The organism is Sphingomonas endolithica, assembly GCF_025231525.1.
GTDB classification, from domain to species: Bacteria; Pseudomonadota; Alphaproteobacteria; order Sphingomonadales; family Sphingomonadaceae; genus Sphingomonas; species Sphingomonas endolithica.
Window position 1 is genome coordinate 244719 of record NZ_CP103057.1, and the last position, 24689, is coordinate 269407.

Sequence of the window (24689 nt, forward strand, 5' to 3'; positions counted from 1 at the left end):
AGGGTGGACCCTACAGGTCCACCCCGGCAGCGATCGCCTCAAGCTTGCGGATGCGTTCCTTGAGATCGGCGATCTCGATCCGAGCGCTGGCATTGGGTAGTGCCTGCTGCCGCGGCATGTCGCCGCTGGCATGCAATTCCTGCGCTTTTAGCTGCAGCCAGCCGCGCCAGCCGGTCAGTGCGGCGAAGGTCAGCATCGCCAGGCCGGCGAGTGCCGCGCTGGCCAAGGTGATGTAAAGGTTGGGGTCGGTCATGATCCCTGCTCCTTGGGGTTAGCTGCGGTCGCGCAGGCGTTCGATCTCGCGATCGAGCCGGGCGCCGCTATCGTTGCTGTCGGTGGCGAGCCGTTCGAGAACGGCCAGCCGCTCCTTCATCGACTTCAGTTCCTCACGCAGCCGCTGGTTCTCGGCATCAGCGGCGGCAGTGGCCGGGCGGAACGTGTCGGTAGCGTCGTCGCGATGCTCGTGGCGATAGCGTGCCTGCAGCACCCTGCCGACGGTGACGATCAGAATGATCGCGACCACCATGGCGAACGGATTATCCATGTAACTACGCTCCTAGTTAAGTGGCGCGCGGTCGTCGCGCAGCCGGTCGATCTCATGAGCGACGTCGATGCCGCCGTCGGTGACGATCCGCTCCAGTACGCGCACCCGCTGTTCCAGGCGCTCGTTCTGCGCGACATATTGCGCCGCCTTTTCGGCCGCCTGCGCATTCAGCGCATTGGCCATCTTCTCGCGATGCTTGAGCGTTACCTTGTAGGTCTCGTGGAGCAGACCGCCGATCACCGGAATGCCGACCACCACTAAGGCGATCATGAAGACAGTAAAGCCATTGTCTCTGAGCAATTCAAACATCTTACATCCTCCTCAGCGGCCACGTAGCGCGTCGATCTCGCGGGCGGTGCGCTCGGCAGGATCGGTAGCGATGCGTTCCAGCACCGCGATCCGCTCCTCTAGGCGGGCGACCTGCCCGCTCAGCCGCTCGTTTTCCGCGGCCAGCAGCTCGGCTTTGCGCATCGTGGAGAGATCGCCGTCACGGCGGATCAGCTCGCCTTTCTTGCTCTCCAGCGGATAACCGTGCTGGGCACGGATCCAGGTGGTCAGCACCCAGGCGATCGGCCCGCAGCTGATCGCCACGATCGGTATCAACAATCCCCAATTCATGCGACTTCTCCCCGTTGACTAGCCTGCGCCTCAGCGCAGGCTGTCGATCTCGTTGGCCAACCGGCTGTTGCGGCTGGTGTAATGCATCTCGATGTCGGCGAGCCGGCGATCGATGTCGCGGAAGCTGGAGCGGATTTCCGCGGTCGAGCGCTTCGGGTTGGAGCGCACGCCCTGCCAGAACTTCTGTTCCTCACGGTCTTCGTACAGGCCGGCGGGCTTGTTGTCGGCCATCCAGGCGACCAGCCAATAAGCGATCAGCGTCCAGGGGAAGCCCCCGGCGAGTGTCAAGACCACGGTGCCGACGCGGACCCAGGTGACATCGACCCCGGTATAGTCGGCGATCCCGGCACAGACGCCGAGCCATTTGCGGTTCTGCTTGTCGACGTAGAATTTGGTGCGGCTGGCGGACATTTCAGTTCCTCCTCGAAAGATAGTCGTCCGATTGGTCGACCCGCGCGGCGGGCTTCCAGTCGGGATTGTCGGCAGCGACGATGCGCTCGACGGTGTGCAGGCGGTCTTCCAGCCGGCGGGCGAGCGAGTAGAGCTCGTCGAGCAGGCCTTCGTCTTCCTGCGTGATCTTGGGCGCCTGCTTCCACTTGGTGACGTAGTGGAGGATGATCCACGGCATCCCGATGAAGAGCGAGGTGATCGCGATCAGCGGTACGAAGATGTCTTCCATCTCAACCGTCCCGGCCGATACGGGCCTTCATCGCCGCCAGTTCGGCATCGACCTTCTCGGCCGATTTCAACTCGGCGATCTCTTCGTCCAGCGTCTTGGGTGCGCCGCCCAGGCCCGCTGCTTCGGCGCGGCCTTCGGCCATGTCGACCCGTCGATCCAGGATGTCGAAGCGCGAGAACGCGTCTTCCACCTTCTGGCCGGCATACATCTCGCGCAGCTTGAAGCGGTTGTGCGCCGTCTCCAGACGGGTGACGATCTGGTTCTGCCGGGTCCGTGCCTCGCTCAGCTTCTTCTGGAGCTTGGCGATGTCTTCCTCGGCGCTGCGCAGGGCATCGTCGAGCACGGTGATCTCGGCGGTCAGCTGGCCGGCCATGTCGGCCGCCTTTTGCTTCTCGACCAGAGCGGCCTTGGCGAGATCCTCGCGATCCTTGGACAGCGCCAGTTCGGCCTTTTCGGTCCAGCTGTCCTGCAGCTTGCCGAGCTTGTCGATGTGGCGGCGCATTTCCTTCTGATCGGCGATGGTGCGCGCGGCAGAGGCGCGGACTTCGACCAGGGTCTCCTCCATTTCGAGGATGATCATGCGGATCATCTTCGACGGATCCTCTGCCTTGTCGAGCAGGTCGGTGAAGTTGGCGGCGACGATGTCGCGGGTGCGGGAGAAAATGCCCATGGATATCGGTCCTTCAAGCTGACTGGAATTCTTGCCGGGCGGGCTGCGGGGTCGGCATCCCGCCCGGCTCGCCTCGGCTCAAGCGGCCGTGGCGATGCTGGGCGTCGCGGCCTGCCCGGGGCCAACCGCTGCTAGCACGGTGACCGAGCTGAACAGGACGGCGAAGAACATGGCGGCGACGTTACGGCGAAGGTCGGTGGTCTGTGCGAACATGGTGATTACTCCTGAGTGTTTCGGCTCGTCGATCTGACGATTGCCTGAAGCTTTGCAGGGAGCGTGCCAGTTTTCGGAATGGCGGTTTTCCGCCGTTTCTGCTGCAGCTACGCGTAGCAGTGCATTTCTCGCTTGCGACGGCTTGGGAAAATACGCCAAGCTTTGGGAATGGAGCGGACAACACAGGTCATTGGGCAGTCGAACGTTTTTCTGGACGTGCTGGAGCGTGCGAGCCGTGCTGCCGCTCTGGACCGTCCGGTGCTCGTGATCGGCGAGCGGGGGACGGGCAAGGAACTGGTCGCCGAGCGGCTGCACCGCCTGTCCCCGCGTTGGGATCATCCGCTGGTCGTGATGAACTGCGCGGCGTTGCCCGAGACGCTGATCGAGGCGGAATTGTTCGGCCATGAGGCGGGCGCCTTCACGGGCGCGACCAAGGCGCGGGTGGGGCGGTTCGAGGAAGCCGATGGCGGTACGCTGTTCCTCGACGAGCTCGGCACGCTCTCGATGGGCGCGCAGGAGCGGCTGCTCCGTGCAGTTGAATATGGCGAGATTACGCGGATCGGCTCGTCGCGCCCACTGCGCGTCGATGTGCGCATCGTCGCGGCCACCAACGAGCATCTGCCGGCGAAGGTCGAGCGGCATCAGTTCCGCGCCGATCTGCTCGACCGGCTTTCGTTCGAGGTCGTCACGTTGCCGCCACTGCGTGCCCGTCCCGGCGACGTGATGGTGCTCGCCGATCATTTCGGCCGGCGCATGTCGGCCGAACTCGGTCGCGACGCCTGGGACGGGTTTGGGCCAAGCGCGATCGATGCGCTGGTGCAGTATCAGTGGCCGGGCAATGTCCGCGAACTCCGCAACGTGGTCGAACGTGCAGTCTATCGCTGGGAGCATGTCGGGCCGATCGAACATATCGAGTTCGACCCTTTTCATTCGCCCTATCAGCCGGCGAGCATCGCGCCCGCCGTTGCTTCTCCGGCAGCCGTCGCGGGGTCGGTGGAGACGGCGATCGCTGCTACTTCCACTCCGGCACTAGGCGGCGATTTCAAGACCCGCATCGCGCGCTTCGAACGCGAACTGCTGGAGCGCGCTTTGGCGGAGAACCGCTTCAACCAGCGCACCACGGCTGAGGCGCTCGGCCTCAGCTACGATCAGTTGCGCCACGCCCTGAAGCGCCACGGGCTAATTTCAGCCGGGCCTTCGGAATCGGTTGCGTAACGAGTCGGTGGGACCCATTTCGCCAAGCAGGGCGTTGCCCAGTCGACCATCTGATGGAGGATCCCCATGGCTTTCGAACTTCCCCCGCTGCCTTATGCGTATGACGCGCTGGAGCCCACGATCTCCAAGGAGACGATGACGTTCCATCACGACAAGCATCACGCCGCCTACACGACCAAGCTCAACGAAGGCGTCGCTGCCGACCCCAAGCTGGAAGGCAAGACGATCGAGGAGATCCTCGGCATGATCTCGACGCTGCCGCCGCTGGTGCGCAACAATGGCGGTGGCTTCTGGAACCACGATTTCTTCTGGAAAATCATGGGACCTGAAGGATCGACTCAGCCCTCGGGCAAGCTCGCCGAAGCAATCCAGACCTATGGCGGGCTCGACAAGCTCAAGGAAGATTTCAACACCAAGGGCGCGGGCCAGTTCGGCTCGGGCTGGGCATGGGTGATCGCCGACGAAAGCGGCGCGCTGAAGGTCGTCTCGACGCCGAACCAGGATAATCCGCTGATGGACGATGCCAAGGACAAGGGCACGCCGATCCTGGGCAATGACGTCTGGGAACACGCTTATTACCTCACCTACATGAACGATCGGCCGGGCTATCTGAAGGCGTGGTGGAACGTCGTGAACTGGGATGCGGCTGGCGCGATCTACGACAGCGCGGTCGGCTAAAATCATCCTCCCCAGCGCGGGGAGGGGGACCAGCGAAGCTGGTGGAGGGGGGGGCGGCAACGCAACCGTAGCGTAGCCGCCCACCCCCTCCGTCGCGCTAGCGCGCGCCACCTCCCTGTGCCGGGGAGGAGCTTCAGCCCTCCGGCGGCACCGGCAGATCGTCCGCGACCTTCAATCCATGCTTCAGCAGCATGGGCACGTTGGCAAACGCGAAGATCAATGTCAGCGGCACTGCACCCCACAACTTGAAACCGGCCCACACCTTAGTGTCGGAATCCGGCAGCGGCGCGTATGTCCGCCAGACATATTCGTTGAGGAGCGCCATCAGCACGAAGAATATCGCCCAATTGCGCGTCAGTTTGCGCCACCCTTCGGCGTTGACCCCTGGATAGGCGGTATCCAACAGCATCTGCAGCAGCGGCTTACGCGTCGCCAGACCGTAAGCCAGGATCGCGGCGAACATCGTGTACACGAAGGTGGGCTTCATCTTGATGAAGGTGCCGTCGTGGAAATACAGCGTCAGCCCGCCGAACACGAGCACCAGGGTGCCCGAGATCCACAGCATCGGTGAAATGTGTCCGGTCTTTACCTTGGACACGATCATCGCCGCGGCGCTGGCGATCATGAAGGCGACCGTCGCAGCGAGAAGCTTAGTCAGCGCAATACCGGGCGCGAACATGTTGACGAGGAAGAACACGGCAAGCGGGCCGATATCGATCGCCAGGCGCAGGCCGGTCGAGATCGGGGGACGGGCAGGGGCAGTGTTCATGACTATTTCCGGCTGGCCCTGCCGCAACTACCACCCCGGCGAACGCCGGGGTCCAGTCGGGAGACAGAGGTAATTTGGCGCGCGCGCGCCGTTACGAGAACTTGCGCAACTGGACCCCGGCGTTCGCCGGGGTGGTATTCGAGGTGAGCGGGAACGGAGCCGCTCACTTCTGCACCCGCTCCACGCCGGCAATGATCCGCGCCACCTCGTTCGGATCGAACGGGCGCAGATCGCCCATTTGTTCGCCGACCCCGATTGCGTGGATCGGCAGGCCGTATTTCTCCGCCGCGGCGACCAGCACGCCGCCACGCGCCGTGCCGTCGAGCTTGGTCATGACCAGACCAGTCACCCCGGCATCCTTGCTGAACACCTCGATCTGGCTGAGCGCGTTCTGGCCGGTGGTGGCATCGAGCACCAGCACCACGTCATGCGGCGCGGCGGGGTTGAGGCGCCCCAGGACACGGCGGATCTTGCTCAGTTCATCCATCAACTCGCGCTTGTTCTGCAACCGTCCAGCGGTATCGACGATCAGCACGTCGGTGCCGATCGCCGTCGCCTGCTTGACCGCTTCGTAGACGATTCCCGCCGCGTCGCCGCCTTCCTTGCCCGAAATGATCGGCACGCCGACCCGTTTGGCCCAAGTGGCGAGCTGGCCGATCGCGGCGGCGCGGAACGTGTCGCCGGCTGCCAGCATCACCGCATAATCCTGCTCCATTAGTAGGTGCGCGAGCTTGGCGATCGTCGTTGTCTTGCCCGAGCCGTTGACGCCGATGACGAGGATCACCTGCGGCCGCGGGAAAGCCTCGATCTCAAGCGGCTTTGCCACCTTGGCGAGGACCTTCTCGATCTCTTCCGCCACGATCAGGCGGATGCCGAGCTCCTCCATGTTGCGCTCGAAACTGCCCTCCGCCAGGCGCGCACGGATGCGCGCGGCGGTCTCGGGGCCGAGGTCCGAGGCGATCAGCGCCTCCTCGATATCATCGAGCGTCGCGGTATCGAGCCGGGCGGCGCCAAGCCCCGCAAGATTGCCGATCAGCCGATCGGAGGTACGCTTGAAGCCGCCGAGCAGCTTGTCGTGCCAGGCGGTGCTCATGCGGGTAATCCTGTCAGTCGGGTTTCGTCGGCAGCGATGATGGTCACGGGTATTACCAAGCCCGTTCGTGCTGAGCTTGTCGATGCACGTGTCTCATCTGCGCTGGTGATAGGTGGAACACGCCCTTCGACAGGCTCAGGGCGAATAGGAATGGGGGCGTGTGCCTCATCAAATCCAAGCGGAAAGCGCACCTCGGCGAAATTGGGCGTGTGCCCGCGGTCACCGGGCCGCTCGACCAGCACTTGCTGTGTCGTGCCGATCATGCCGCGTAGCCAGGCAGCCCGCCGCCGTGCGCCCGCCTCGCGCAGCTTCGCCGCGCGCTCCTTGCGCACCGCAGGCGACACCTGCGGCATCCGCGCGGCGGGCGTGCCGTCGCGCGGCGAATAAGGGAAGATATGGCCATGCACGATGTCGCAATCGTCGATCAGCGCGCATGTGTTGGCGAACATCGCCGCGTCTTCGGTCGGAAATCCGGCGATCAGGTCCGCGCCGATCGCGAGCTCGGGCCGTGCGGCCTTCAGCCGTTCGACCAGCGCGACGCTCTGCGCGCGCGAATGCCGCCGCTTCATGCGCTTCAGGATCATGTCGTCGCCTGCCTGTAGCGACAAGTGGACGTGCGGCATGATCCGCGGCTCCTGCGTGATCAGCGCAAACAGCCGTTCGTCGATCTCGATGCCATCGAGCGAGGAAAGGCGCAGACGCTCCAGCTTGGGGACGAACCGGAGGATGCGTTCGACCAGCAATCCCAGTGTCGGTGTGCCGGGCAGATCCGGGCCGTAGCTGGTCAGGTCGACCCCGGTCAGGACGATCTCGCGGTGCCCGCCCTGGACCAGACCGGCAATCCGCTCGACCACCGCGCCTGCCGGGACCGAGCGGCTGTTGCCGCGGCCGAAGGGGATCACGCAGAAAGTGCAGCGATGTTCGCAGCCATTCTGCACCTCAACGAACGCACGGGCGTGTGAGGAAAATGCAGCGGCGAGATGCGGCGCCGTATCACGCACGGCCATGATGTCGCCCACCACGACCGGTGCAGCAGCCTTCCAAGCTGAATACGACAATTTCTCGGCGTTTCCGATGACCCGATCGACCTCCGGCATCGCCGCAAACCCCGTCGGATCGATCTGCGCCGCGCAGCCCGTAACGACGATCTCCGCGCCAGGGCGCTCGCGCCGTGCCTTACGGATGCGATCGCGTGTCTCACGGACGGCGTTGTTGGTCACGGCACAGCTGTTCACCACCACCATGTCGCGCCCAGCGACGAGCGCACGGATCGTCTCACTTTCCGCGATGTTCAGGCGGCAGCCGAGGCTGATGATGTCGGGATCGGCGCGTACCGCGGCCGGCGAGCTGAGCATGCGCGGTGATCTAGTTGCGAACCGCCGCGAAGTCTACGACGCGAGGGGCCTGTTGATGCCAGCGCCTGATCGTTCAGCCGACGGCGCGTGCCACGGTGGCCGACGCCCGCTCGCTCGGCACGACCCGCAGCAGGCGCTTCTCGGCCAGCAGGCGGCGGACGTTGATCGCACTCAGCGGTTGCCCATACAGATATCCCTGACCCTTGGCACAGCCCAGCGCGCGCAGGCGTTCCTCGATCCGCGCATCCTCGATCCCCTCCGCCGTGATCGGCAGGTTCAGGCTTTCGCCGAGCCGCGTGATGGCGTTGACGATCGCTGCGCTCTCCGCATTCTCGGCGATCGACATGATGAAGCTCTTGTCGATCTTGATCCGATCGAACGGCAGCGCGCGCAGATGGGCGAGCGACGAATAGCCGGTGCCGAAATCGTCCAGCGCGATCGCGATGCCCTGGTTCTTGAGGCTGCCGACGATCGATTGCGCCAGCGCCAAATTGTCGAATAGCGAGCTTTCGGTGATCTCGATCTCCAGCCGGCTGGCCGGGAAGCCGGTTTCCGTCAGCACCTTGATAATCTTTTGCGACAGCCACGCATCCTTCAACTGCCATGGCGAGATGTTGACCGAGACCGACAGCCGCGCATCCCAATCCTTGGCGGCCAGGAATGCCTGCCGCATGATCGACAGTGACATCTCGGCGATCATGCCGGTCTGTTCGGCGATCGGGATGAAGGTGTCCGGTCCGATCAGGCCGCGCGTCGGATGTTCCCAGCGCGCCAGGACCTCGAAACCGGTCAGCCGACCGGTGGCGAGATCGACCTGCTGCTCGAAATATGGCACGATCTCGCAGCGTGGAATCGCCAAGCGCAGCCCGCTTTCCAGGTCGCTGCGCGCTTGCAGATCGCGTTCCATCGATCGGTCGAACCAGGCATAGCGGTTGCGACCGGCATTCTTGGCCGCATACATCGCGATATCCGCCGCGCGCATGAGCGCATCGATGCTGCTGCAGTCGAAATCGGACCGAGCAATGCCGATCGTTGCCGAGATATGCAGCTGCAACCCATTTACGTGCAGCGGCCGGGCAAGACGGCTGACCAGGCGCTCGGCGACCCGCTCGACCGTATCGGGATGCTCGGCATCGAACAGGAAAGCACAGGCGAATTCGTCGCCGCCCAGACGCGCGGTCAGTGCGATGGCCGGCATGGCATCTGCTATATCGGCCGCGACAAGCTTCAGCAGCGCATCGCCCGTGGCATGGCCGTGCATGTCGTTGACGGTCTTGAAATGGTCGAGATCGAGCATGATCAGCGCCATCGCCTTGCGGCGTTTCTCCGCGCGCACGAACATCGCTGCGCCTTCTTCGGCCAGGCTGCGTCGGTTGAGGAAGCCGGTCAGCGGATCCTTCGAGGCCAGGGAATGCGCCCGTTCCTCGGCGGCGGTACGCACCGTCACTTGCTGCGACAGATCGCGGTGACGACGCCAGCCGAACAGGATGAGTGCCACATTGAGCAGCAGTGCCACCACCAACGTGTGATTGACCCTCTCGCCATTCCCTGAATAGGCTTGCAACGAGAGGGAGAGGACGACGCTGGCGATACCGACGAAGAGCAGGATCGCCGCAAAGGTGATCGCGTCGTTGAGCAGCGTTCCACGCCCCGTCCCCGGAGATAGAGTGAGGTCGTCGCCATCCAGCGTCATGCGTTGCGGGCCTTGGGTTTGATCGAAGCGGACCCAGTGCCATAACGCAGGTGTAAATCGAGTTAAGGCGTGTCGGGCCTTGTACGGGGTAGGCGTTCAGGCCATGCGCTTGTCCAACACCGAGCTTTCATGCCTGAACAAGCCCGAGGTTGCCGAGGTGGCTGACACCCTCTTCGACGGTTGCATTCCACCCCTGCTTCCGCTAGCAACCCACCCGATCGCTCGTCTCGGACGAAGCGCAAAGGCAGCCCAAGGGCTACGCCGGCCGACGAGGTTTCGTCCGCCGGCGTGTTTTGCGTTTAGCCCGGGGCGCATCGGTCGCAAGGAAAGGTTTTGGATTGTTCGATAGCCTGAGTGATCGCCTTGGCGGTGTGTTCGATCGGTTGCGCGGCCGCGGTGCGCTGACCGAGGCGGACGTGCGCGCGGCGATGCGCGAAGTGCGCGTTGCCTTGCTCGAAGCCGACGTCGCGCTGCCCGTGGCACGCGATTTCGTCGACAAGGTGACCGAGCAGGCGGTCGGCCAGAACGTGCTGCGGTCCGTCACGCCGGGGCAGCAGGTCGTCAAGATCGTCAACGACGCGCTGGTCGAGATGCTCGGTGGCGAGAATGTCGACGCGGCCGAACTCGAACTGGGCGTCACGCCGCCGGCGGTGATCATGATGGTCGGCCTGCAGGGCTCGGGCAAGACCACGACCACCGCCAAGATCGCGCTGCGCCTGAGCGGTGGCCGCGGCGGGCGCGAGCGCAAGAAGGTGCTGATGGCGTCGCTCGACGTCAATCGCCCCAATGCGCAGGAACAGCTTGCCGTGTTGGGCACGCAGGCCGACGTGCAGACGCTGCCGATCGTCGCCGGGCAGCAGCCGGTGGATATTGCGCGCCGTGCGCTGCAGGCCGCGCGCCTGCAGGGCTATGACGTGCTGATGCTTGATACGGCGGGCCGCCTGCACGTCGATCAGGCGCTCATGGACGAGATGCGCGCCGTCGCCGATGTCGCGCAGCCCGCGGAAATCCTGCTCGTCGTCGATGCGCTGACCGGGCAGGATGCGGTCAACGTCGCGCAGAATTTCTCGGAACAGGTGCCACTGACCGGCGTCGTGCTGACGCGCATGGACGGCGATGCGCGTGGTGGTGCCGCGCTGTCGATGCGTGCCGTCACCGGCAAGCCGATCAAGTTCGCCGGTGTCGGCGAGAAGCTCGAGGCACTGGAGGCATTCCATCCGGGGCGTGTTGCCGGCCGGATCCTGGGCATGGGCGACGTGGTCGGGCTGGTCGAGCGTGCGGCGGAAGCGGTGCAGCAGGGCGAAGCCGAGGCGATGGCCGCCAAGATGGCCAAGGGTCAGTTCGACATGGACGACCTGCGCGCCCAACTGGGGCAGATGCGCCGCATGGGCGGCCTGGGCGCGCTGGCGGGCATGATCCCAGGCATGAAGAAAGCCCAACAGGCGATGGCCGCGGGCAATGTCGACGAGAAGATCCTGCTGCGCATGGACGCGATGATTACCTCGATGACCAAGAAGGAGCGCACCAAGCCCGAGCTGATCAACGCCAAGCGCAAGATCCGCATCGCCAAGGGCAGCGGCACGACCGTGCAGGACGTCAACAAATTGCTCAAGATGCACATGGAAATGGCATCGGCGATGAAGAAGATCCGCAAGATGGGCGGATTGAAGGGCCTGGGCGCCATGTTTGGCAAGGGCGGCATGGGCGGCGGCGGGGATGGCGGCATGGGTGGTGCCGGCGGTCTAGGGGGCCTTGGCGGCTTGCTCGGCGGCGCCGGCGGCGGCGGGCTTCCCGGTCTCGGCGGGGGCAACGCCAAGCTACCCCCCGGCTTCGACAAGCTTCTAAAGAAATAACTCCGCACCCGAAGCGTCATCCCAGCGAAGGCTGGATCTCAAGCGGCAAGGGCGCTCCATTAACAACCAAAATACTCCAGCCTGCGCTGGGGTGACGAAATCAACGAAGGAAGAATATCATGGCAGTCAGCATTCGCCTTACCCGTGGCGGTTCCAAGAAGCGTCCGTACTACAAGATCGTCGTGGCCGATGCCCGCGCGCCGCGCGACGGCAAGTTCATCGAGAAGATCGGCACGTATAACCCGCTGCTCGCCAAGGACGACGAGAAGCGCATCGTGCTCGATGGCGATCGTGCCAAGCATTGGCTGAGTGTCGGCGCCCAGCCGACCGATCGTGTCGCCCGCTTCCTGGATGCCGCCGGCGTCAAGGAACGTGCTGCGCGCAGCAACCCGAACAAGGGCAAGCCGGGCGAGAAGGCCGTCGAGCGCGCCGACGAGCGTGCGACCAAGGCCGAGGCTGCTGCCGCCGCCGCGGCGGAAGCCGCTGCGCAGCCGGCACCAGAGCCTGAAGCTCAGGCCGAGACCGAAGCCGTGATGGCAGCGGAAGTCGAAGCAGCGACCGAGACGCCGACCGCCGAAGGCGATGCCGTCGCCGAAGCGACCGACGCCGAACCGACGACCCAAGCCTAAACGGCACCAACATGGGCATCGCGCGTTCCAGCACCTTCAACAGTGCAGGAGTGCGTGATGCCCATCGTCGATCCAGAACCAACCGATGACGACGACGCCGACAACCAGGGCGTCTCCGCCACCGATCCCGCCGAAGGATCAGACGATGCTCCCGCCGAAAACGACGGCTCAGCCACCGGTTGACCGGGCAGATGCGCCGGTTACGCTCGCGGTCGTGATCGGCGCGCACGGTGTGGCCGGGGAAGTCCGGCTGAAAGTGTTCAGCGACGATCTTGGCAGCTACAAGATCTTCAATGGCGGCGCGCTGACGCTGAAATCCACGCGCCACGGCAGCAACGGGACGATCGCCCGCATTGCCGAAGTGACTGACCGCAATGCCGCCGAAGCGATGCGCGGCATGGAACTCACCGTTCCCCGTTCCGCCTTGCCGCCGCTGGAAGACGGGGAATACTATCACACCGACCTGCTCGGCTTGCCCGTCATATCTACGGACGGCGAGGCACTCGGCGCCGTCGTCGCCATAGATGATTTCGGCGCGGGCGATGTGATCGAGGTCGAACGACCTACAGGCAAGCGCTTCATGGTGCCGATGAACGGTGAGGCCGTGCCCGACTGGAACGGCGATCGTATGCTGGTCGATCCGGCGTGGATTGTTTGACGCCCCGCAAGACCTACGTCATTCTTGATCGTCGTGATGCGCGGAGTTCTTTAGGATGAGTGCCTGGCTGTTTGTTGCCGCTGCCATCGCGCTGGAAGTTACAGGCACGTTTTTACTTAGATTATCCGACGGCTTTGCCAAATGGCATTGGGGGCTACTCTCGATCGCGTGCTACTCGGCATGCTTCTGGGCGCTGTCTCCGGCCATGAAGGTGCTGCCGATCGGCGTCATCTACGCCGTCTGGGCTGGCGTGGGCATCGTCGCTGCGGCGTTGCTGGGGCTCGTGATATTCGGCGAGCGCCTCGGGATGGTTCAAGTGCTGTGCATCGCATTGGTGCTGGTCGGCGCCGTGGGGTTGCGACTGACGACCACCAGTTAACGCCTGATCGGGCGTTGCTCCGCCAGCAAGTTACGGATCGTCGTCGCGGCCACGCCAGCTTCGCCCATTGCGTGACTGATCTGGTCGAGCCCTTTCACCACATCGCCCGCCGCGAACAGGCCGGGGATACTCGTGCGCTGGTGTTCGTCCACTTCTAGGCACCCATCCTCCGACGCGTTGGCACCAGCGGCAACCGCCAGCTTGGACCGGATCACCGAACCCAGTGCCGGGTAGATGCTGTCGAATTCCAGCATACCACCCGGGGTCGTCACCGAGATCTGATCACCCGCAATCTGGATCGGCGTGCACGGCCCATCGACATGCACGATCCCTGCATCGTCCAGCTTTGCGCGACAGGTGTCGTCCAACTCATGCGCCGCGCCTGGCGCGATCAGCGTCACGTCGCTCGTATATCCGCGCAGGAAGATCGCCTCGCGCATGCCATGATCGCCGGTGCCGATCACCCCGACACGCTTGTCGGTTACTTCATAGCCGTCGCAGATCGGGCAATACCGTAGCAATCCACGCTCGAGCGCCGCGTCATGCTCTGCGTCATCCATCTTCGGCCGGTTGTTGACCACGCCGGTTGCCAATAAAACGGTACGTGCCTGGACGATGCGATCGCCGATATGAACCTCGAACCCGCCCTCGACCGGCAGGATCGCGGTGACCTCCGCCTGTTCGCGCGTCGCGCCATACTTCTCGGCCTGTTCCAGCATCAGCCGCAGCAATTCGGTGCCTTTCACGCCTGCGGGATAGCCAGCGTGATTGTGCGTGCACGGGATCAACGCCGCGCGACTGCTACCGCAATCGAACAGTCGGATGGAAAGGTGAAACCGTGCGAGATAGATAGCGGCGGTGAGCCCGGCCGGGCCGGCCCCGATAATGATGCAATCGTCCATGATCGCGCTACGCGCGGCGCGGGGCGTTGTTCCTTGACACGGCAATCAGGCGTATATACATTCCGTGTATACGGAGGATGGTATGGACGACGACGCTTATCGCGGAACCACATTCAAGTCGGGCAACTCCGTTGCCTTGCGGCTGCCCAAGGGCATGGGCATTCCGGAAGGCACCGAGGTCCGCATGGTCAAAGACGCGCCTATGTCGTTCAGGGTCGAAGCGGTCGATGCGCCGCGGCGCACGATCGACATTAGCGGATTTGCGGGAAAGGCCCCGGGCGCAAAGCTGATCCCGCATGGCGACTTTGATGAGCGGCCCAGCACGACTGCAAAGCGGCTGGCAGAACGCGACGCGTGACCAAATTCCTCATCGACGCGGATATGGCTATTTACGCAATGGCGGGATTACGCTCACGGCTAAATGACAGACTGGCCGCCTGCTATCCCGGCGACGTGGCGATCTCTGCTATCAGCTTTGCAGAGATCGCCGTTGGCACCTTCGTGGGCAAACCCCCGACGCCTGAAGTACTGGATGCCTTTACCCGGGTGATCCCGATCATGGCCTTCGACGAGGGCGCCGCCCGCGCCTATGCAGGGCTGCCGTTCAAGCGTGCGCGCTTCGATCGGCTGTTGGCGGCGCACGCCCTCAGCCTTGGCGCGATCATCGTCACCAACAATGCAGACGATTTTGCCGACGTGCCTGGCCTGAATGTCGAGAACTGGACTTTATGACCTTCGCCGCTACCGTCCTGACGCTCTATCCCGACATGTTTCCCGGGCCGCTCGGTACCTCGCTCGCCGGGCGGGCGTTGGGGGAGGGGAAGTGGTCGCTCGACGCGGTCAACATTCGCGATTTTGCGACCGACAAGCACAGCACCGTCGACGGCACGCCGGCCGGGGGCGGGGCAGGGATGGTATTGCGCGCCGATGTGCTGGCGGCCGCGATCGACAGCGTGTCCTCCGGGGCTCCGATCCTCGCCATGACCCCCCGAGGTGCCCCGCTGACGCAGGCGCGGGTGCGCGCGTTGGCGCACGGTCCGGGCGTCACCATCCTGTGCGGTCGTTTTGAAGGCTTTGACGAACGCATCTTCGAAGGCCGGCAGGTCGAGGAAGTATCGATCGGCGACTATATCCTATCCGGCGGCGAGATGGGTGCCTTGGTGCTGCTCGACGCTTGCATTCGGCTGCTTCCCGGCGTAATGGGCGCGGCTTCTAGCGGCGTGGACGAGAGCTTCGAAGGAGGCATGCTCGAATACCCGCAGTACACCCGACCAGTAGAATGGGAAGGGCGCACGATCCCGCAAGTGTTGCGATCGGGGGATCATGCGAGGATCTCAGGCTGGCGAAAGTCGATGGCCGAGACCGACACACGGCTAAGGCGGCCGGATCTTTGGGAGCGCCATATCGGTGCTCGGGTCCAGTCGCCCTCTGGCGCGCGACAGAAGAAGGACGAATGAGATGAATCTCATCCAGACGATCGAAGCCGAGAACATCGCCAAGTTTCTCGAGACGAAGAAAATCCCGGAATTCCGCCCCGGCGACACGCTGAAGGTCGGCGTGAAGGTGGTCGAAGGCGAGCGTACCCGCGTCCAGAACTACGAAGGCGTGTGCATCGCGCGTTCGAACAAGGGCATGGGCAGCAACTTCACCGTGCGCAAGATCAGCTTCGGTGAAGGCGTCGAGCGCGTGTTCCCGCTCTACTCGCCGAACATCGACAGCATCGAAGTCGTCCGCAAGGGCGCCGTGCGTCGCGCCAAGCTGTATTACCTGCGTGGACGCACCGGCAAGTCGGCGCGTATCGCCGAGCGCCGCGACACGCGCCCGGCCAAGACAACCGCCGCCGAGTAATCGAACCGGTATTGAGCTGGCGACAGGGCGCGGAGACGATGGTCTCCGCGCCCTTTTGCGTTTTGGGCGGTGATGATATCCCAACGGGCACCCCGGACTTGTTCCCGGGTTACGGTGCCGCAGGGTCGGCGTTCTGCTTTCGGTCGTCGGAATAAGCGGCGTGGTGGACCCCGGAACGAGTCCGGGGTGACGGTTGGCGCGGGTTCATCTGCTGCACCCTAATAGCTTCCGCCGCGTTCAGCCGGCAGGAAGGCAAGGATGGCATTCGTTCAATCATCGCGCGCCGATCGCGTACGCGGCGCGCTCATCGCGATCACGCTGCAGGCGATCATCGGCTATGCCCTGATCGCCGGCCTGGCGGTTGGTTTCCCACAAGCTGTCAACGAAACGCTCGAGACCTTCACAGTCCTTCCTGCACCGCCACCGCCGCCCCCTGAAAAGATCAAGCCGCACCGCGTGGTGAGCAAGAAGGCCGAAGGCGCCGCATCGCCACCGAACCTGCGCTCCAAGGCGACCGAGCTCGTCGCTCCACCGCCAATCGTCCCGCCACCGGTGCCGCCGACGATCGTCGCTGCCGAAAAACCGGGCATCGGCAACCAGTCGACGTCGGGCAACGCCGAGGTGCGCGGCCCCGGTACGGGAAGCGGCGGCATCGGCAATGGGACGGGTAGCGGGCGCTATGGCGATGGCGACGGCGATGGCGGTCGCGAAATCCCCCCGCGGCAGACCAAGGGCATGAAGCGCGGCGACTATCCCAGCGACCTGTCCGACGCCGGCATCGGTGGCACCGTGGGGGTGCGGTACGTGGTGACAGCGACCGGACGCGCGACCCAATGCCGGATCATGCGCTCCAGCGGCAGCCGTGCGCTCGACGTCCGCACCTGCGAACTGATCGAGCTGCGCTTCCGCTTTAAACCGTCGCTTGATGAGGATGGCCGGCCGGTGGCATCGGTGCTGGTGCACGATTACAGCTGGATCAACGAGCTCAACGATTGAGCCTGGCAGGCTTGCGGTATAGGCTTGCGTGCATGCGGAACCGTTGCCCCTGGGCCGAAAGCTCGGACATGATGCGCGCCTATCACGACACCGAATGGGGCGTGCCCGAACGCGATTCGCGAGCCTTGTGGGAGAAGCTGCAGCTCGACGGCTTCCAGGCCGGCTTGTCGTGGAGCATCATCCTCAAGAAGCGCGATGCCTTTCGCGAGGTGTTCGCCGGGTTCGATCCGGAAAAGGTTGTCGAGTACGACGAGGCGGGTATTGACCGGCTGGTGGTCGACGAGCGTATCATCCGATCGCGCGCGAAGATCGTCGCCACGATTGGCAATGCCCGCGCCTATCTCGCAATGCAGGCGGCTGGCGAGGATTTCGCGGAGTTCGTGTGGGGGATGGCGGGTGGCGCGCCGGTCGTCGGTGATGGCGTGCACGTGCCGGTCAAGTCGCCGCTGTCCGAGGACATGTCCAAGGCACTCAAGAACCGCGGGTTCAAGTTCGTCGGGCCGGTGATCGTCTATGCCTGGCTGGAGGCGTGTGGTGTGGTCGACGATCATCTCGCGACGTGCTGGCGGCACCGCAGCAATGAGATGCCAGCCTGAACTATAAAAATCACTGTTCCAGACCGCGGCGTGCCGCCATCACGCTACCGATGAATATGGTGACCACCACCGAGCCCGACGGCGCCCCGCGCATCGCCACGCTGGACATCCTGCGCGGGATCGCCATCCTCGGCATCCTGTTCATGAACATCAACGACATGGGCGGATCGTTCTGGGCGTCATCCACGGATATCCGCCACCTCGGCTGGACGACCGCGGATCAAATCGCCTGGTGGCTGCGCGAGGTGTTGGCCGATGGCACGGCGCGCTGCCTGCTGGAGATGCTGTTCGGCGTCGGCATGGTGATCCTGACCGAGCGTGCGGCGGCAAAGCTGGCGCCGCCGCCGGACTATCCCAGCTTCCTGAGCGTCGCCGCCGACACGCTGTTTGGCCCGCTACGCGTCTTGCGTGCCTATTATTGGCGCAATGTCGTGCTGTTCCTGTTTGGTTTGGTGCACCTATTTATCCTGCTCTGGCCCGGCGACATCCTGCACACCTACGGCATCGCCGCGATGGTCGCTTTCCTGTTTCGCCGGCTTGAGCCCAGGGCATTGCTTATGCTCGGACTGGTCATGGCGATGCTGCAACTGCTCGGCGGCGGCATCGGCGTCCATATGGCGCAGCAGGCGCGCATCGAGGTTCCGGCACTAGAGGCCAGGCTTGCCGCGGGCGAGAAGCTTACGCCCATGGAGAAGAGCAAAGTGGAGACTTTCGCCCAGCGCAGGGCGGAAGGGCTGAAGCAGAAGAACGACCAGAAACGCCGCATTTCGCGCGAGGACCGGCATCGCTCCGCCGCCACCGGCACTTTTGGCAGTTGGGCCCAAGATGCCCGGACCGGTATCTTGTTCATCTGGGGCGTGGCGGACGGGATCGGTGACAGCGTGATGCTCGAACCATTGTTCGTCTGGGAGGCCGCAGGGACGATGCTGATCGGTGCTGCCTTGTTCAAATGGGGCATCATCCAAGGTCGGCGGTCGCGGCGTTTCTATGCGGTGATGGCGGTTATGGCCTATGCCGTCGGCCTGAGCGGACGCGCCATCGGCGCCTATTGGGCGACTCGCTTCGACGATCAGCCGCACCTGATCGACGCCGCTAGCGAGGTGCTGCGGCTGGCGACCACATTCGGCCATATCGGCCTGGTCAATCTCATGATCATGAGCATTGGTGGCGCGGCCTTGCTGCGGCCGTTCGTGGCCGCGGGGCGGGCGGCGCTGACGCTCTATGTGCTGCAGACGATCATCTGCCTGTGGATCCTGTATCCGCCGTTCGCGCTTGGCCTGTATGGTAAGACCGGCTGGGCGGTGATGATGCTGACCGCGCTGGCGATCGACATTGCCCTGCTTTGGTTAGCCAATATGTGGCTGCGGCATTTTGCGATCGCCCCGGTCGAATGGGCATGGCGCTCGCTCGTCGCACGCCGGGCGCTGCCGTGGCGTCGGCGGCCGATAGTGAGCGACAATTCCTCGGCCGGCGGTATAGCTGCCGCGTGAAACCGCGGGTCGGGACGGAGATGAAAGATGACGAAATCATGGCTTCTGGCGGGGGCAATGCTGGCCTGCGCGGGTACCCCCGCCTTGGCCGCTGATCGCGTGTCCGCGCCAAGTCAGCTCACGCTGAAACGCGTGTTCGGCTCGCCCGATCTCTCCGGCGCGCAGCCGCAGTCGCTCAAGCTGTCGCCCGACGGCACTTTGCTGACCTCGCTTCGGCCGCGCGCCGACGAGAAGCAACGCTTTGATTTATGGGCGCTCGATACCCGTACCGGGCAGGAGCGGATGCTGATCGATTCCAAGAAGGTCGGCAGCGGCGCGGAACTCTCCGAAGCCGAAAAGATGCAGCGCGAGCGCGATCGCAGCATCAGCGGCAAGACCGGCATCGTCTCCTATGAATGGTCACCCGACGGGAAGACCATCCTCGTGCCGATCGATGGCGATTTGTATCTCGCCGGGCTCGACGGCACCGTCACGCGGCTGACGCAGAATGTCGGCGGTGCACTCAATCCCAAGATCAGCCCGGGCGGCGGCTTTGTGTCGTATGTGCGGGATCAGAACCTGGTCGTGCAACCGCTTGGCGGTGCGCCGCGGACCGTGACCGATGATGGTCGAGAGACGGTGCATTGGGGCGAGGCGGAGTTCGTCGCACAGGAGGAAATGGATCGGCGCACCGGCTATTGGTGGTCACCCGGTGACCGGATGATCGCCGTGGAGCGGTTCGACGAGGCACCGGTCGGCATCGCCACGCGTGCGGCGATCGGCGCGGAAGGGACCAAGACATACGATCAGCGCTACCCAGCGGCGGGCAAGCCCAACGTCCTGGTCGACCTGTACGTGATGAAGCCGGACGGGACGGGCAGGGTGAAGGTCGATCTGGGCAGCGAGCGCGACATATATTTGGCGCGCGTCGATTGGGCGCCGGACGGCAAGGCCTTGCTGGTGCAGCGGCAGAACCGCTCGCAGACCGTGCTCGACATGCTCAAGGTCGATCCCGCGACCGGTAGATCGACGATCCTGTTTACCGAGAAAGCCCGGCGCAACAGCTGGGTCAACCTGACCGACGCCTATCGCCTGCTCGACGACGGCAGCCTTATCTGGTCATCGGAGCGTGACGGCTATGCGCACCTCTACCGGCTGAGCGGGGCCAAGTGGACGCAATTGACCAAGGGCGCGTGGGTGGTGAACGATCTCGCCGGCGTCGATCAGGCCAAGGGACGGATCTTCTTCACCGGCAACAAGGATGGCGTGCTGGAGAAGCATCTCTACAGCGTGGACATCGCGCATCCGAACGTCGTCACGCGCTTGACCGAGCCGGGCTGGTGGAACGGTGCGACGATGGATGGTGCGGCGACGCGGATGATCGTTTCACGTTCCAATCCCGATCAGCCGACACAGGTGTACCTCGCGGATGCGGCGGGCAAGCGGCTGTCCTGGGTAAACCAGAATGCGCTGGTCGCCGGCCACCCTTATTTTTCCTTCGTCACCCACCATCAATCGACGAAGTTCGGCACGCTGAAGGCGGCCGATGGCTCGACGCTATATTGGGAGATGATCACGCCCCCACTGGAACCCGGCAAGCGTTACCCCGTATTCTTCGAACATTATGGCGGCCCGCATTCGCAGACCGTCAGCCGCAACTGGGGTTCGCCGCTGCACCAATATCTGGTGAGCCGCGGCTATATCGTGTTCATGATCGACAATCGCGGATCGGCCAATCGCGGCGTCGCTTTCGAGAGCCAGCTGTATCGCGCTGCCGGCGCGGTGGAGGTCGAGGATCAGCTGCTCGGCGCCAAGTGGCTGAAGCAGCAACCGTTCGTCGCGCCGGACAAGATCGTCACCTATGGCTGGTCCTATGGCGGCTACATGACGCTCAAGATGCTGGAGGCGGCACCGGGGACGTTCGCTGCGGGCGTGGCGGGTGCGCCGGTGACGAAGTGGGAATTGTACGACACGCATTATACCGAGCGCTACATGGGCGATCCGAAGAAGGATGCAGCCGCCTACGCGGCATCGAGCGCGCTGATCGACGCGCCCAAGATCAGCGATCCGCTGCTGCTGATCCACGGCATGTCCGACGACAACGTGTTCTTCGAGAATTCGACCGCACTGGCGGCCCGGCTACAAGCCGCGGCGACGCCATTCGAGATGATGTTCTATCCCGGCTTCACGCACCGCGTGTCGGGGCCGCAGGTCGGCGAGCATCTGTGGACGGCGATCCTGGACTTCTATGACCGCCGCCTGGAGAAGTAGCTTTCCTCACATCCGTCATCCTGACTGAAGTCAGGATGACGGATGTGAGGTCAGGCGCCGGCCGTGCTTAGCTGCTCAAGCTGATCGGCGCTCAACTCCAGCGTCATCGCGCCGAGCAGATCTTCCACCTGCGCCACGCTCGTCGCACTCGCGATCGGCGCCGTGACGCCCGGTTGCGCGGCCAGCCACGCGAGCGCGATCTGCGCCAGGCTGGCACCAGTCTCCGCCGCGACGCCGTCCATTGCCGCGAGCACGTCCTTGCCGCTGCCTTCCAGCAACGCGCTCATCCGCCCGCCACGCACGCTCTTTCCAAGATCGTCGGCGGAGCGATATTTGCCGGTCAGGAACCCCGAAGCGAGCCCATAATAGGGCACTACGCCGATATTGTTGGTCACGCAGTAATTCTGCAGCTCGCCTTCGAACTTGTGGCGGCTGACGAGATTATATTCGGGCTGCAGCACATGGTAGTGCGGCAGACCATGCGCCTTGGCCGCATCATTGGCGGATTTCAGCCGCGTGGCATGGAAGTTGGATGCGCCGAGCGCCCGGATCTTGCCCGCGTCGATCAGCTTGCCGAACGCGGCAAGCGCGTCTTCCTGGGCAACGGTATCGTCATCCTGGTGCGCGAAATAAAGATCGATCGTGTCGATGCCGAGCCGCTGGAGCGACGCATCGCAGGCCGCGGCGATATGTGCCGGTGCGAGCTTCTCCTCGCCCAGCATGCCAACCTTGGTGGCGATCAGTACGTCGGCGCGTTTGCCGTTGGCACTGAGCCATTCCCCGATCATACTTTCGGATTCACCGCCCTGATGGCCGGGGATCCACGCGGAATAGACGTCCGCCGTATCGATCAGCGTGCCCCCGCCGGCGACGAACGCGTCGAGCACGGCGAAGCTGGCGTCGCGATCGGCGGTCCAGCCGAACACATTGCCACCAAGCACCAGCGGCGCGATGTGGAGATCGGTTGCGCCGAGGCGGCGGAGATGGGTCATTGTGGCTGGCTCTCGTTTTCACCGTCCAGGCTGACGGCATTGGCATCGACGCTATTCGCATCGAGCGACGCGGCGGCGTCGTTCAATTGCTGCTGCTCGCTCTGGCTGACCGCGCCCGGCGCGTCGTCGGTCGAGCCGCAGGCGGCAAGGAGGAGAAGCGCGACCACGACAGCCGCGGGCTTGATCGTCATGCGCATTCCCCTCCCGCCCGAACTCAGTTCTTGATCGCGTTGCCGGCGTCTTTCAACGCAGCGCCGGTCGTGTCGGCGGCATCGTCGGCGGCGTTGCCGATCGCGGCGGCGCTGTTGTCCATCGTCGCTTCGGCCGACCCGAACGCGCGATCCGCAGCGGCATCGGTATCGTTGATTGCTTCGCCGAACGTCGCATTGGCGTCCGCGCTCACCGTATCGGCAGCCTGTGCGGTTTCGTTCTGCGCGGCGGGCGAGCAGGCGGCGAGCGACGCCGCGCCAGCGGCAACCAGGGCGGGGGCGATGAACTTCTTCATGGGTTTCTCCTCAAAAAGACGACGTAATTGTCAGGTGATCGTTCGCCGCCAACGCTAGCGAGACGAAAATGGGTTCGCAACCATCGTGCGTTGACCTCATATAAAGATATCTTTATATCTCCTCGGCGATGACTGTAGCCCTCGATATATTTCGCGCCCTTGCCGATGCGACGCGGCTTCGCATCCTGGCGCTGCTGCGTTCGATGGAGCTGTCCGTCGGCGAGCTGGCGCAGGTGCTCGGGCAGAGCCAGCCGCGCGTGAGCCGCCATGTGAAGATCCTGTGCGACGCAGGGCTTGCCGAGCGGCGCAAGGAGGGCAGCTGGGTGTTCGTCGGCCTAGGCGGCGAGGGCAAGGTGGCCCCCGTGGTTGCGGCTTTGGATGCGTGGAACCTGATCGAGGCCGATCACTGGGCAGTGGCGGATGCGGCGCGGCTAGCCGCAGTGCGGGCGGATCGCGCGTCTTCGGCGGCAGGCTGGTTCGAGGCCAATGCCGGGCAATGGGATGCCATTCGCTCGCTGCATGTCGCGGAGGAGCAGGTCGAGGCGGCGATCGCCGAGGTTCTTGGCGATTTGCCGATCGGGCAGCTGATCGACATCGGTACCGGCACCGGGCGGATGCTGGAATTGTTCGGCGGCAAGGCCAGGCAGGCGCTCGGCATCGATCGCAGCTCGGAAATGTTGCGCCTGGCGCGCGCGAAATTGTCCGAACGCGGGGTAGAGGCAGAACTGCGCCAGGCCGATCTGTACGCGCTGCCGCTCGGCGACGGCGCGGCGGATGCGGCGATCATCCATCACGTGCTGCACTTTGCGCAGCAGCCGGGCGCGGCGATCGCCGAGGCGGCGCGCGTGCTGAGCCCGGGTGGTCGGCTGCTAATCGCCGATTTCGCAGCGCACGATCGCGAAGAACTTCGCGCACGGGATGCGCATACCCGGCTGGGGTTCTCGGACGAGCAGATCGCCGCCTGGTTCGCCGCCGCCGGGCTGATGTCGGCGCGGACGGAGACGCTGGAGGGCGGCGAGCTCACGGTAAAATTATGGCTCGCGCGTAAAGGCGCCGAGCAATTGCATGAGGTACGGGCGGCATGACGATCTCGGTTTCGCAACTGGAAGAGGCGCGGCGCGCTTTGGATGCCCCCCTGTTCGCCGATCTGGCGGGCGACGCGGCGGTTTCGTTCGAGTTCTTCCCACCCAAGACCGAGAAGATGGAAGAGACGCTGTGGGAGTCGGTCAAGACGCTCGAGCCCCTGGGCCCGCGCTTCGTCTCCGTGACTTATGGCGCCGGCGGTTCGACGCGCGAGCGGACGCATGCCACGGTGGCCCGCATCCAGCGTGAGACGTCGCTGTCGGCCGCGGCGCATCTGACCTGTGTCGAGGCGACCAAGGACGAGATCGACGACGTGGCGCGCGAATATTGGGCGGCCGGCGTGCGGCATATCGTTGCGCTCCGCGGTGACAGCCCGACGAGCGGCCAGGCCTATGCGCAGCATCCCGGTGGCTATGAGAATGCCGCGGCGTTGGTCGCGGGGCTCAGCAGGCTGCATCCGTTCGAGATTTCGGTTGCGGCCTATCCCGAATGTCATCCGGACTCGCCGCATGCGGCGCACGATCTCGATAATCTCAAGCGCAAGTTCGATAACGGGGCGACGCGCGGGATCACGCAATTCTTTTTCCAGCCCGAGACGTTCTTCCGCTTCCGCGATGCGATGGCCAAAGCGGGCATCGACGGTGAGGTGGTGCCCGGCATCATGCCGGTGACCAATTTCGCCAGCGTCAAGCGGATGGCGGCGATGTGCAACACCGACGTGCCGGCGTGGATGGCGCGCTTGTTCGAGGGGTTGGACGATCTGCCCGCAGCGCGGCAACTGATCGCGGCGACGCTGGCGGCCGAGTTGTGCCGCAAGCTGTATGCCGGTGGGGTGAAGGAGTTCCACTTCTACACGCTCAACCGCGCCGAGCTGACCTATGCGATCTGCCATATGCTGGGGGTTAGGGCACAGGCCGGGGTGAAGGCCGAGGCGGCGTAAAATGTGCCCCCGCGAAGGCGGGGGCCCAGACTGGGCCCCCG

General features: G+C 64.3%; 33 protein-coding genes. 17 read left to right on the forward strand and 16 right to left on the reverse strand.

Annotated features, from left to right (window positions below; genetic code table 11):
• Positions 1 to 10: 10 nt before the first annotated feature.
• The 8 genes from NV382_RS01220 to NV382_RS01255 form a co-directional block, all read right to left on the reverse strand.
• Positions 11 to 253, reverse strand: a complete 243-nt coding sequence (locus NV382_RS01220) for a hypothetical protein (protein WP_260598736.1) — start codon at positions 251 to 253, stop codon at positions 11 to 13.
• Between the two features lie 18 nt (positions 254 to 271).
• On the reverse strand, positions 272 to 544 hold the full coding sequence (locus NV382_RS01225; RefSeq protein ID WP_260598737.1) for a hypothetical protein: 273 nt from the start codon (positions 542 to 544) through the stop codon (positions 272 to 274).
• A gap of 12 nt (positions 545 to 556) precedes the next feature.
• Positions 557 to 853 (reverse strand): hypothetical protein, encoded by a 297-nt coding sequence (locus NV382_RS01230; protein WP_260598738.1) that lies wholly within the window; start codon positions 851 to 853, stop codon positions 557 to 559.
• Between the two features lie 12 nt (positions 854 to 865).
• Positions 866 to 1162, reverse strand: coding sequence for a hypothetical protein (locus NV382_RS01235; protein WP_260598739.1), 297 nt, complete (start codon positions 1160 to 1162; stop codon positions 866 to 868).
• Between the two features lie 30 nt (positions 1163 to 1192).
• The gene (pspC, locus tag NV382_RS01240) at positions 1193 to 1573 is read right to left on the reverse strand and encodes an envelope stress response membrane protein PspC (RefSeq protein ID WP_260598740.1); all 381 of its coding nucleotides are present in this window, start codon (positions 1571 to 1573) and stop codon (positions 1193 to 1195) included.
• 1 nt (position 1574) lies between these two features.
• Positions 1575 to 1841 carry an envelope stress response membrane protein PspB gene (pspB, locus tag NV382_RS01245; RefSeq protein WP_260598741.1) on the reverse strand — a complete coding sequence of 89 codons (267 nt, stop codon included), beginning with the start codon at positions 1839 to 1841 and terminating at the stop codon, positions 1575 to 1577.
• A 1-nt stretch (position 1842) separates the two neighbouring features.
• The gene (gene pspA, locus NV382_RS01250; protein WP_260598742.1) at positions 1843 to 2511 is read right to left on the reverse strand and encodes a phage shock protein PspA; all 669 of its coding nucleotides are present in this window, start codon (positions 2509 to 2511) and stop codon (positions 1843 to 1845) included.
• A 78-nt stretch (positions 2512 to 2589) separates the two neighbouring features.
• On the reverse strand, positions 2590 to 2724 hold the full coding sequence (locus tag NV382_RS01255; RefSeq protein ID WP_260598743.1) for a hypothetical protein: 135 nt from the start codon (positions 2722 to 2724) through the stop codon (positions 2590 to 2592).
• A gap of 168 nt (positions 2725 to 2892) precedes the next feature.
• Here NV382_RS01255 and pspF point away from each other — a divergent pair, with 168 nt between their 5' ends.
• Complete coding sequence (gene pspF, locus NV382_RS01260) at positions 2893 to 3939, forward strand: phage shock protein operon transcriptional activator (RefSeq protein ID WP_260598744.1); 1047 nt, start codon at positions 2893 to 2895, stop codon at positions 3937 to 3939.
• 66 nt (positions 3940 to 4005) lie between these two features.
• A complete protein-coding gene (locus NV382_RS01265) occupies positions 4006 to 4617 on the forward strand; it encodes a superoxide dismutase (protein WP_260598745.1) in 612 nt (203 codons plus the stop codon).
• Between the two features lie 133 nt (positions 4618 to 4750).
• On the opposite strand, the gene NV382_RS01270 is transcribed toward NV382_RS01265, so the two are convergent.
• The 4 genes from NV382_RS01270 to NV382_RS01285 form a co-directional block, all read right to left on the reverse strand.
• Positions 4751 to 5386 (reverse strand): septation protein A, encoded by a 636-nt coding sequence (locus NV382_RS01270; RefSeq protein WP_260598746.1) that lies wholly within the window; start codon positions 5384 to 5386, stop codon positions 4751 to 4753.
• A gap of 163 nt (positions 5387 to 5549) precedes the next feature.
• A complete protein-coding gene (ftsY, locus tag NV382_RS01275) occupies positions 5550 to 6479 on the reverse strand; it encodes a signal recognition particle-docking protein FtsY (protein ID WP_260598747.1) in 930 nt (309 codons plus the stop codon).
• On the reverse strand, positions 6476 to 7834 hold the full coding sequence (mtaB, locus tag NV382_RS01280) for a tRNA (N(6)-L-threonylcarbamoyladenosine(37)-C(2))-methylthiotransferase MtaB (RefSeq protein ID WP_260598748.1): 1359 nt from the start codon (positions 7832 to 7834) through the stop codon (positions 6476 to 6478). Before mtaB ends, ftsY begins: the two co-directional genes overlap by 4 nt.
• Positions 7835 to 7907: 73 nt before the next feature.
• Positions 7908 to 9527 (reverse strand): putative bifunctional diguanylate cyclase/phosphodiesterase, encoded by a 1620-nt coding sequence (locus tag NV382_RS01285; protein WP_260598749.1) that lies wholly within the window; start codon positions 9525 to 9527, stop codon positions 7908 to 7910.
• Between the two features lie 338 nt (positions 9528 to 9865).
• Here NV382_RS01285 and ffh point away from each other — a divergent pair, with 338 nt between their 5' ends.
• The 5 genes from ffh (at position 9866) to NV382_RS01310 (ending at position 13046) form a co-directional block, all read left to right on the forward strand.
• Positions 9866 to 11380, forward strand: a complete 1515-nt coding sequence (gene ffh, locus NV382_RS01290) for a signal recognition particle protein (protein ID WP_260598750.1) — start codon at positions 9866 to 9868, stop codon at positions 11378 to 11380.
• Between the two features lie 119 nt (positions 11381 to 11499).
• The gene (rpsP, locus tag NV382_RS01295) at positions 11500 to 12009 is read left to right on the forward strand and encodes a 30S ribosomal protein S16 (RefSeq protein ID WP_260598751.1); all 510 of its coding nucleotides are present in this window, start codon (positions 11500 to 11502) and stop codon (positions 12007 to 12009) included.
• A 57-nt stretch (positions 12010 to 12066) separates the two neighbouring features.
• Entirely contained in the window at positions 12067 to 12192 is a 126-nt protein-coding gene (locus NV382_RS01300; RefSeq protein WP_260598752.1) for a hypothetical protein, read from the forward strand.
• The gene (gene rimM / locus NV382_RS01305) at positions 12155 to 12667 is read left to right on the forward strand and encodes a ribosome maturation factor RimM (protein ID WP_260598753.1); all 513 of its coding nucleotides are present in this window, start codon (positions 12155 to 12157) and stop codon (positions 12665 to 12667) included. The genes NV382_RS01300 and rimM overlap by 38 nt, the downstream gene beginning before the upstream one ends.
• A 55-nt stretch (positions 12668 to 12722) precedes the next feature.
• Positions 12723 to 13046: a DMT family transporter gene (locus NV382_RS01310; protein WP_260598754.1), complete on the forward strand. Its 324-nt coding sequence runs from the start codon at positions 12723 to 12725 to the stop codon at positions 13044 to 13046.
• Here the strand turns inward: NV382_RS01310 and NV382_RS01315 are convergent.
• Entirely contained in the window at positions 13043 to 13948 is a 906-nt protein-coding gene (locus tag NV382_RS01315; RefSeq protein WP_260598755.1) for an NAD(P)/FAD-dependent oxidoreductase, read from the reverse strand. The genes NV382_RS01310 and NV382_RS01315 overlap by 4 nt on opposite strands.
• An 82-nt stretch (positions 13949 to 14030) precedes the next feature.
• Here NV382_RS01315 and NV382_RS01320 point away from each other — a divergent pair, with 82 nt between their 5' ends.
• The 8 genes from NV382_RS01320 (at position 14031) to NV382_RS01355 (ending at position 21128) form a co-directional block, all read left to right on the forward strand.
• A complete protein-coding gene (locus NV382_RS01320) occupies positions 14031 to 14306 on the forward strand; it encodes an AbrB/MazE/SpoVT family DNA-binding domain-containing protein (protein ID WP_260598756.1) in 276 nt (91 codons plus the stop codon).
• Complete coding sequence (locus NV382_RS01325) at positions 14303 to 14680, forward strand: type II toxin-antitoxin system VapC family toxin (RefSeq protein ID WP_260598757.1); 378 nt, start codon at positions 14303 to 14305, stop codon at positions 14678 to 14680. The genes NV382_RS01320 and NV382_RS01325 overlap by 4 nt, the downstream gene beginning before the upstream one ends.
• The gene (gene trmD, locus NV382_RS01330; protein WP_260598758.1) at positions 14677 to 15405 is read left to right on the forward strand and encodes a tRNA (guanosine(37)-N1)-methyltransferase TrmD; all 729 of its coding nucleotides are present in this window, start codon (positions 14677 to 14679) and stop codon (positions 15403 to 15405) included. The genes NV382_RS01325 and trmD overlap by 4 nt, the downstream gene beginning before the upstream one ends.
• A 1-nt stretch (position 15406) precedes the next feature.
• The gene (gene rplS, locus NV382_RS01335; RefSeq protein ID WP_260598759.1) at positions 15407 to 15796 is read left to right on the forward strand and encodes a 50S ribosomal protein L19; all 390 of its coding nucleotides are present in this window, start codon (positions 15407 to 15409) and stop codon (positions 15794 to 15796) included.
• Positions 15797 to 16054: 258 nt separating this feature from the next.
• The gene (locus NV382_RS01340) at positions 16055 to 16792 is read left to right on the forward strand and encodes an energy transducer TonB (protein ID WP_260598760.1); all 738 of its coding nucleotides are present in this window, start codon (positions 16055 to 16057) and stop codon (positions 16790 to 16792) included.
• A gap of 32 nt (positions 16793 to 16824) precedes the next feature.
• A complete protein-coding gene (locus tag NV382_RS01345) occupies positions 16825 to 17388 on the forward strand; it encodes a DNA-3-methyladenine glycosylase I (RefSeq protein ID WP_260598761.1) in 564 nt (187 codons plus the stop codon).
• 50 nt (positions 17389 to 17438) lie between these two features.
• Positions 17439 to 18878 carry a DUF418 domain-containing protein gene (locus NV382_RS01350; protein ID WP_260598762.1) on the forward strand — a complete coding sequence of 480 codons (1440 nt, stop codon included), beginning with the start codon at positions 17439 to 17441 and terminating at the stop codon, positions 18876 to 18878.
• 27 nt (positions 18879 to 18905) lie between these two features.
• Positions 18906 to 21128, forward strand: a complete 2223-nt coding sequence (locus NV382_RS01355) for a S9 family peptidase (RefSeq protein WP_260598763.1) — start codon at positions 18906 to 18908, stop codon at positions 21126 to 21128.
• A 50-nt stretch (positions 21129 to 21178) separates the two neighbouring features.
• Here NV382_RS01355 and NV382_RS01360 read toward each other — a convergent pair whose 3' ends face one another.
• From NV382_RS01360 to NV382_RS01370, 3 genes are read right to left on the reverse strand one after another with little or no spacing between them, the layout of a single operon-like run.
• A complete protein-coding gene (locus NV382_RS01360) occupies positions 21179 to 22120 on the reverse strand; it encodes an aldo/keto reductase (protein ID WP_260598764.1) in 942 nt (313 codons plus the stop codon).
• Positions 22117 to 22311: a hypothetical protein gene (locus NV382_RS01365; protein WP_260598765.1), complete on the reverse strand. Its 195-nt coding sequence runs from the start codon at positions 22309 to 22311 to the stop codon at positions 22117 to 22119. Before NV382_RS01365 ends, NV382_RS01360 begins: the two co-directional genes overlap by 4 nt.
• A gap of 23 nt (positions 22312 to 22334) precedes the next feature.
• Entirely contained in the window at positions 22335 to 22625 is a 291-nt protein-coding gene (locus NV382_RS01370) for a hypothetical protein (protein WP_260598766.1), read from the reverse strand.
• Between the two features lie 128 nt (positions 22626 to 22753).
• Between NV382_RS01370 and NV382_RS01375 the strand changes: the two genes are divergently transcribed.
• Positions 22754 to 23710, forward strand: coding sequence for an ArsR/SmtB family transcription factor (locus NV382_RS01375; protein WP_260598767.1), 957 nt, complete (start codon positions 22754 to 22756; stop codon positions 23708 to 23710).
• On the forward strand, positions 23707 to 24648 hold the full coding sequence (gene metF, locus NV382_RS01380; RefSeq protein ID WP_260598768.1) for a methylenetetrahydrofolate reductase [NAD(P)H]: 942 nt from the start codon (positions 23707 to 23709) through the stop codon (positions 24646 to 24648). The genes NV382_RS01375 and metF overlap by 4 nt, the downstream gene beginning before the upstream one ends.
• The last annotated feature ends 41 nt before the right edge of the window (positions 24649 to 24689 follow it).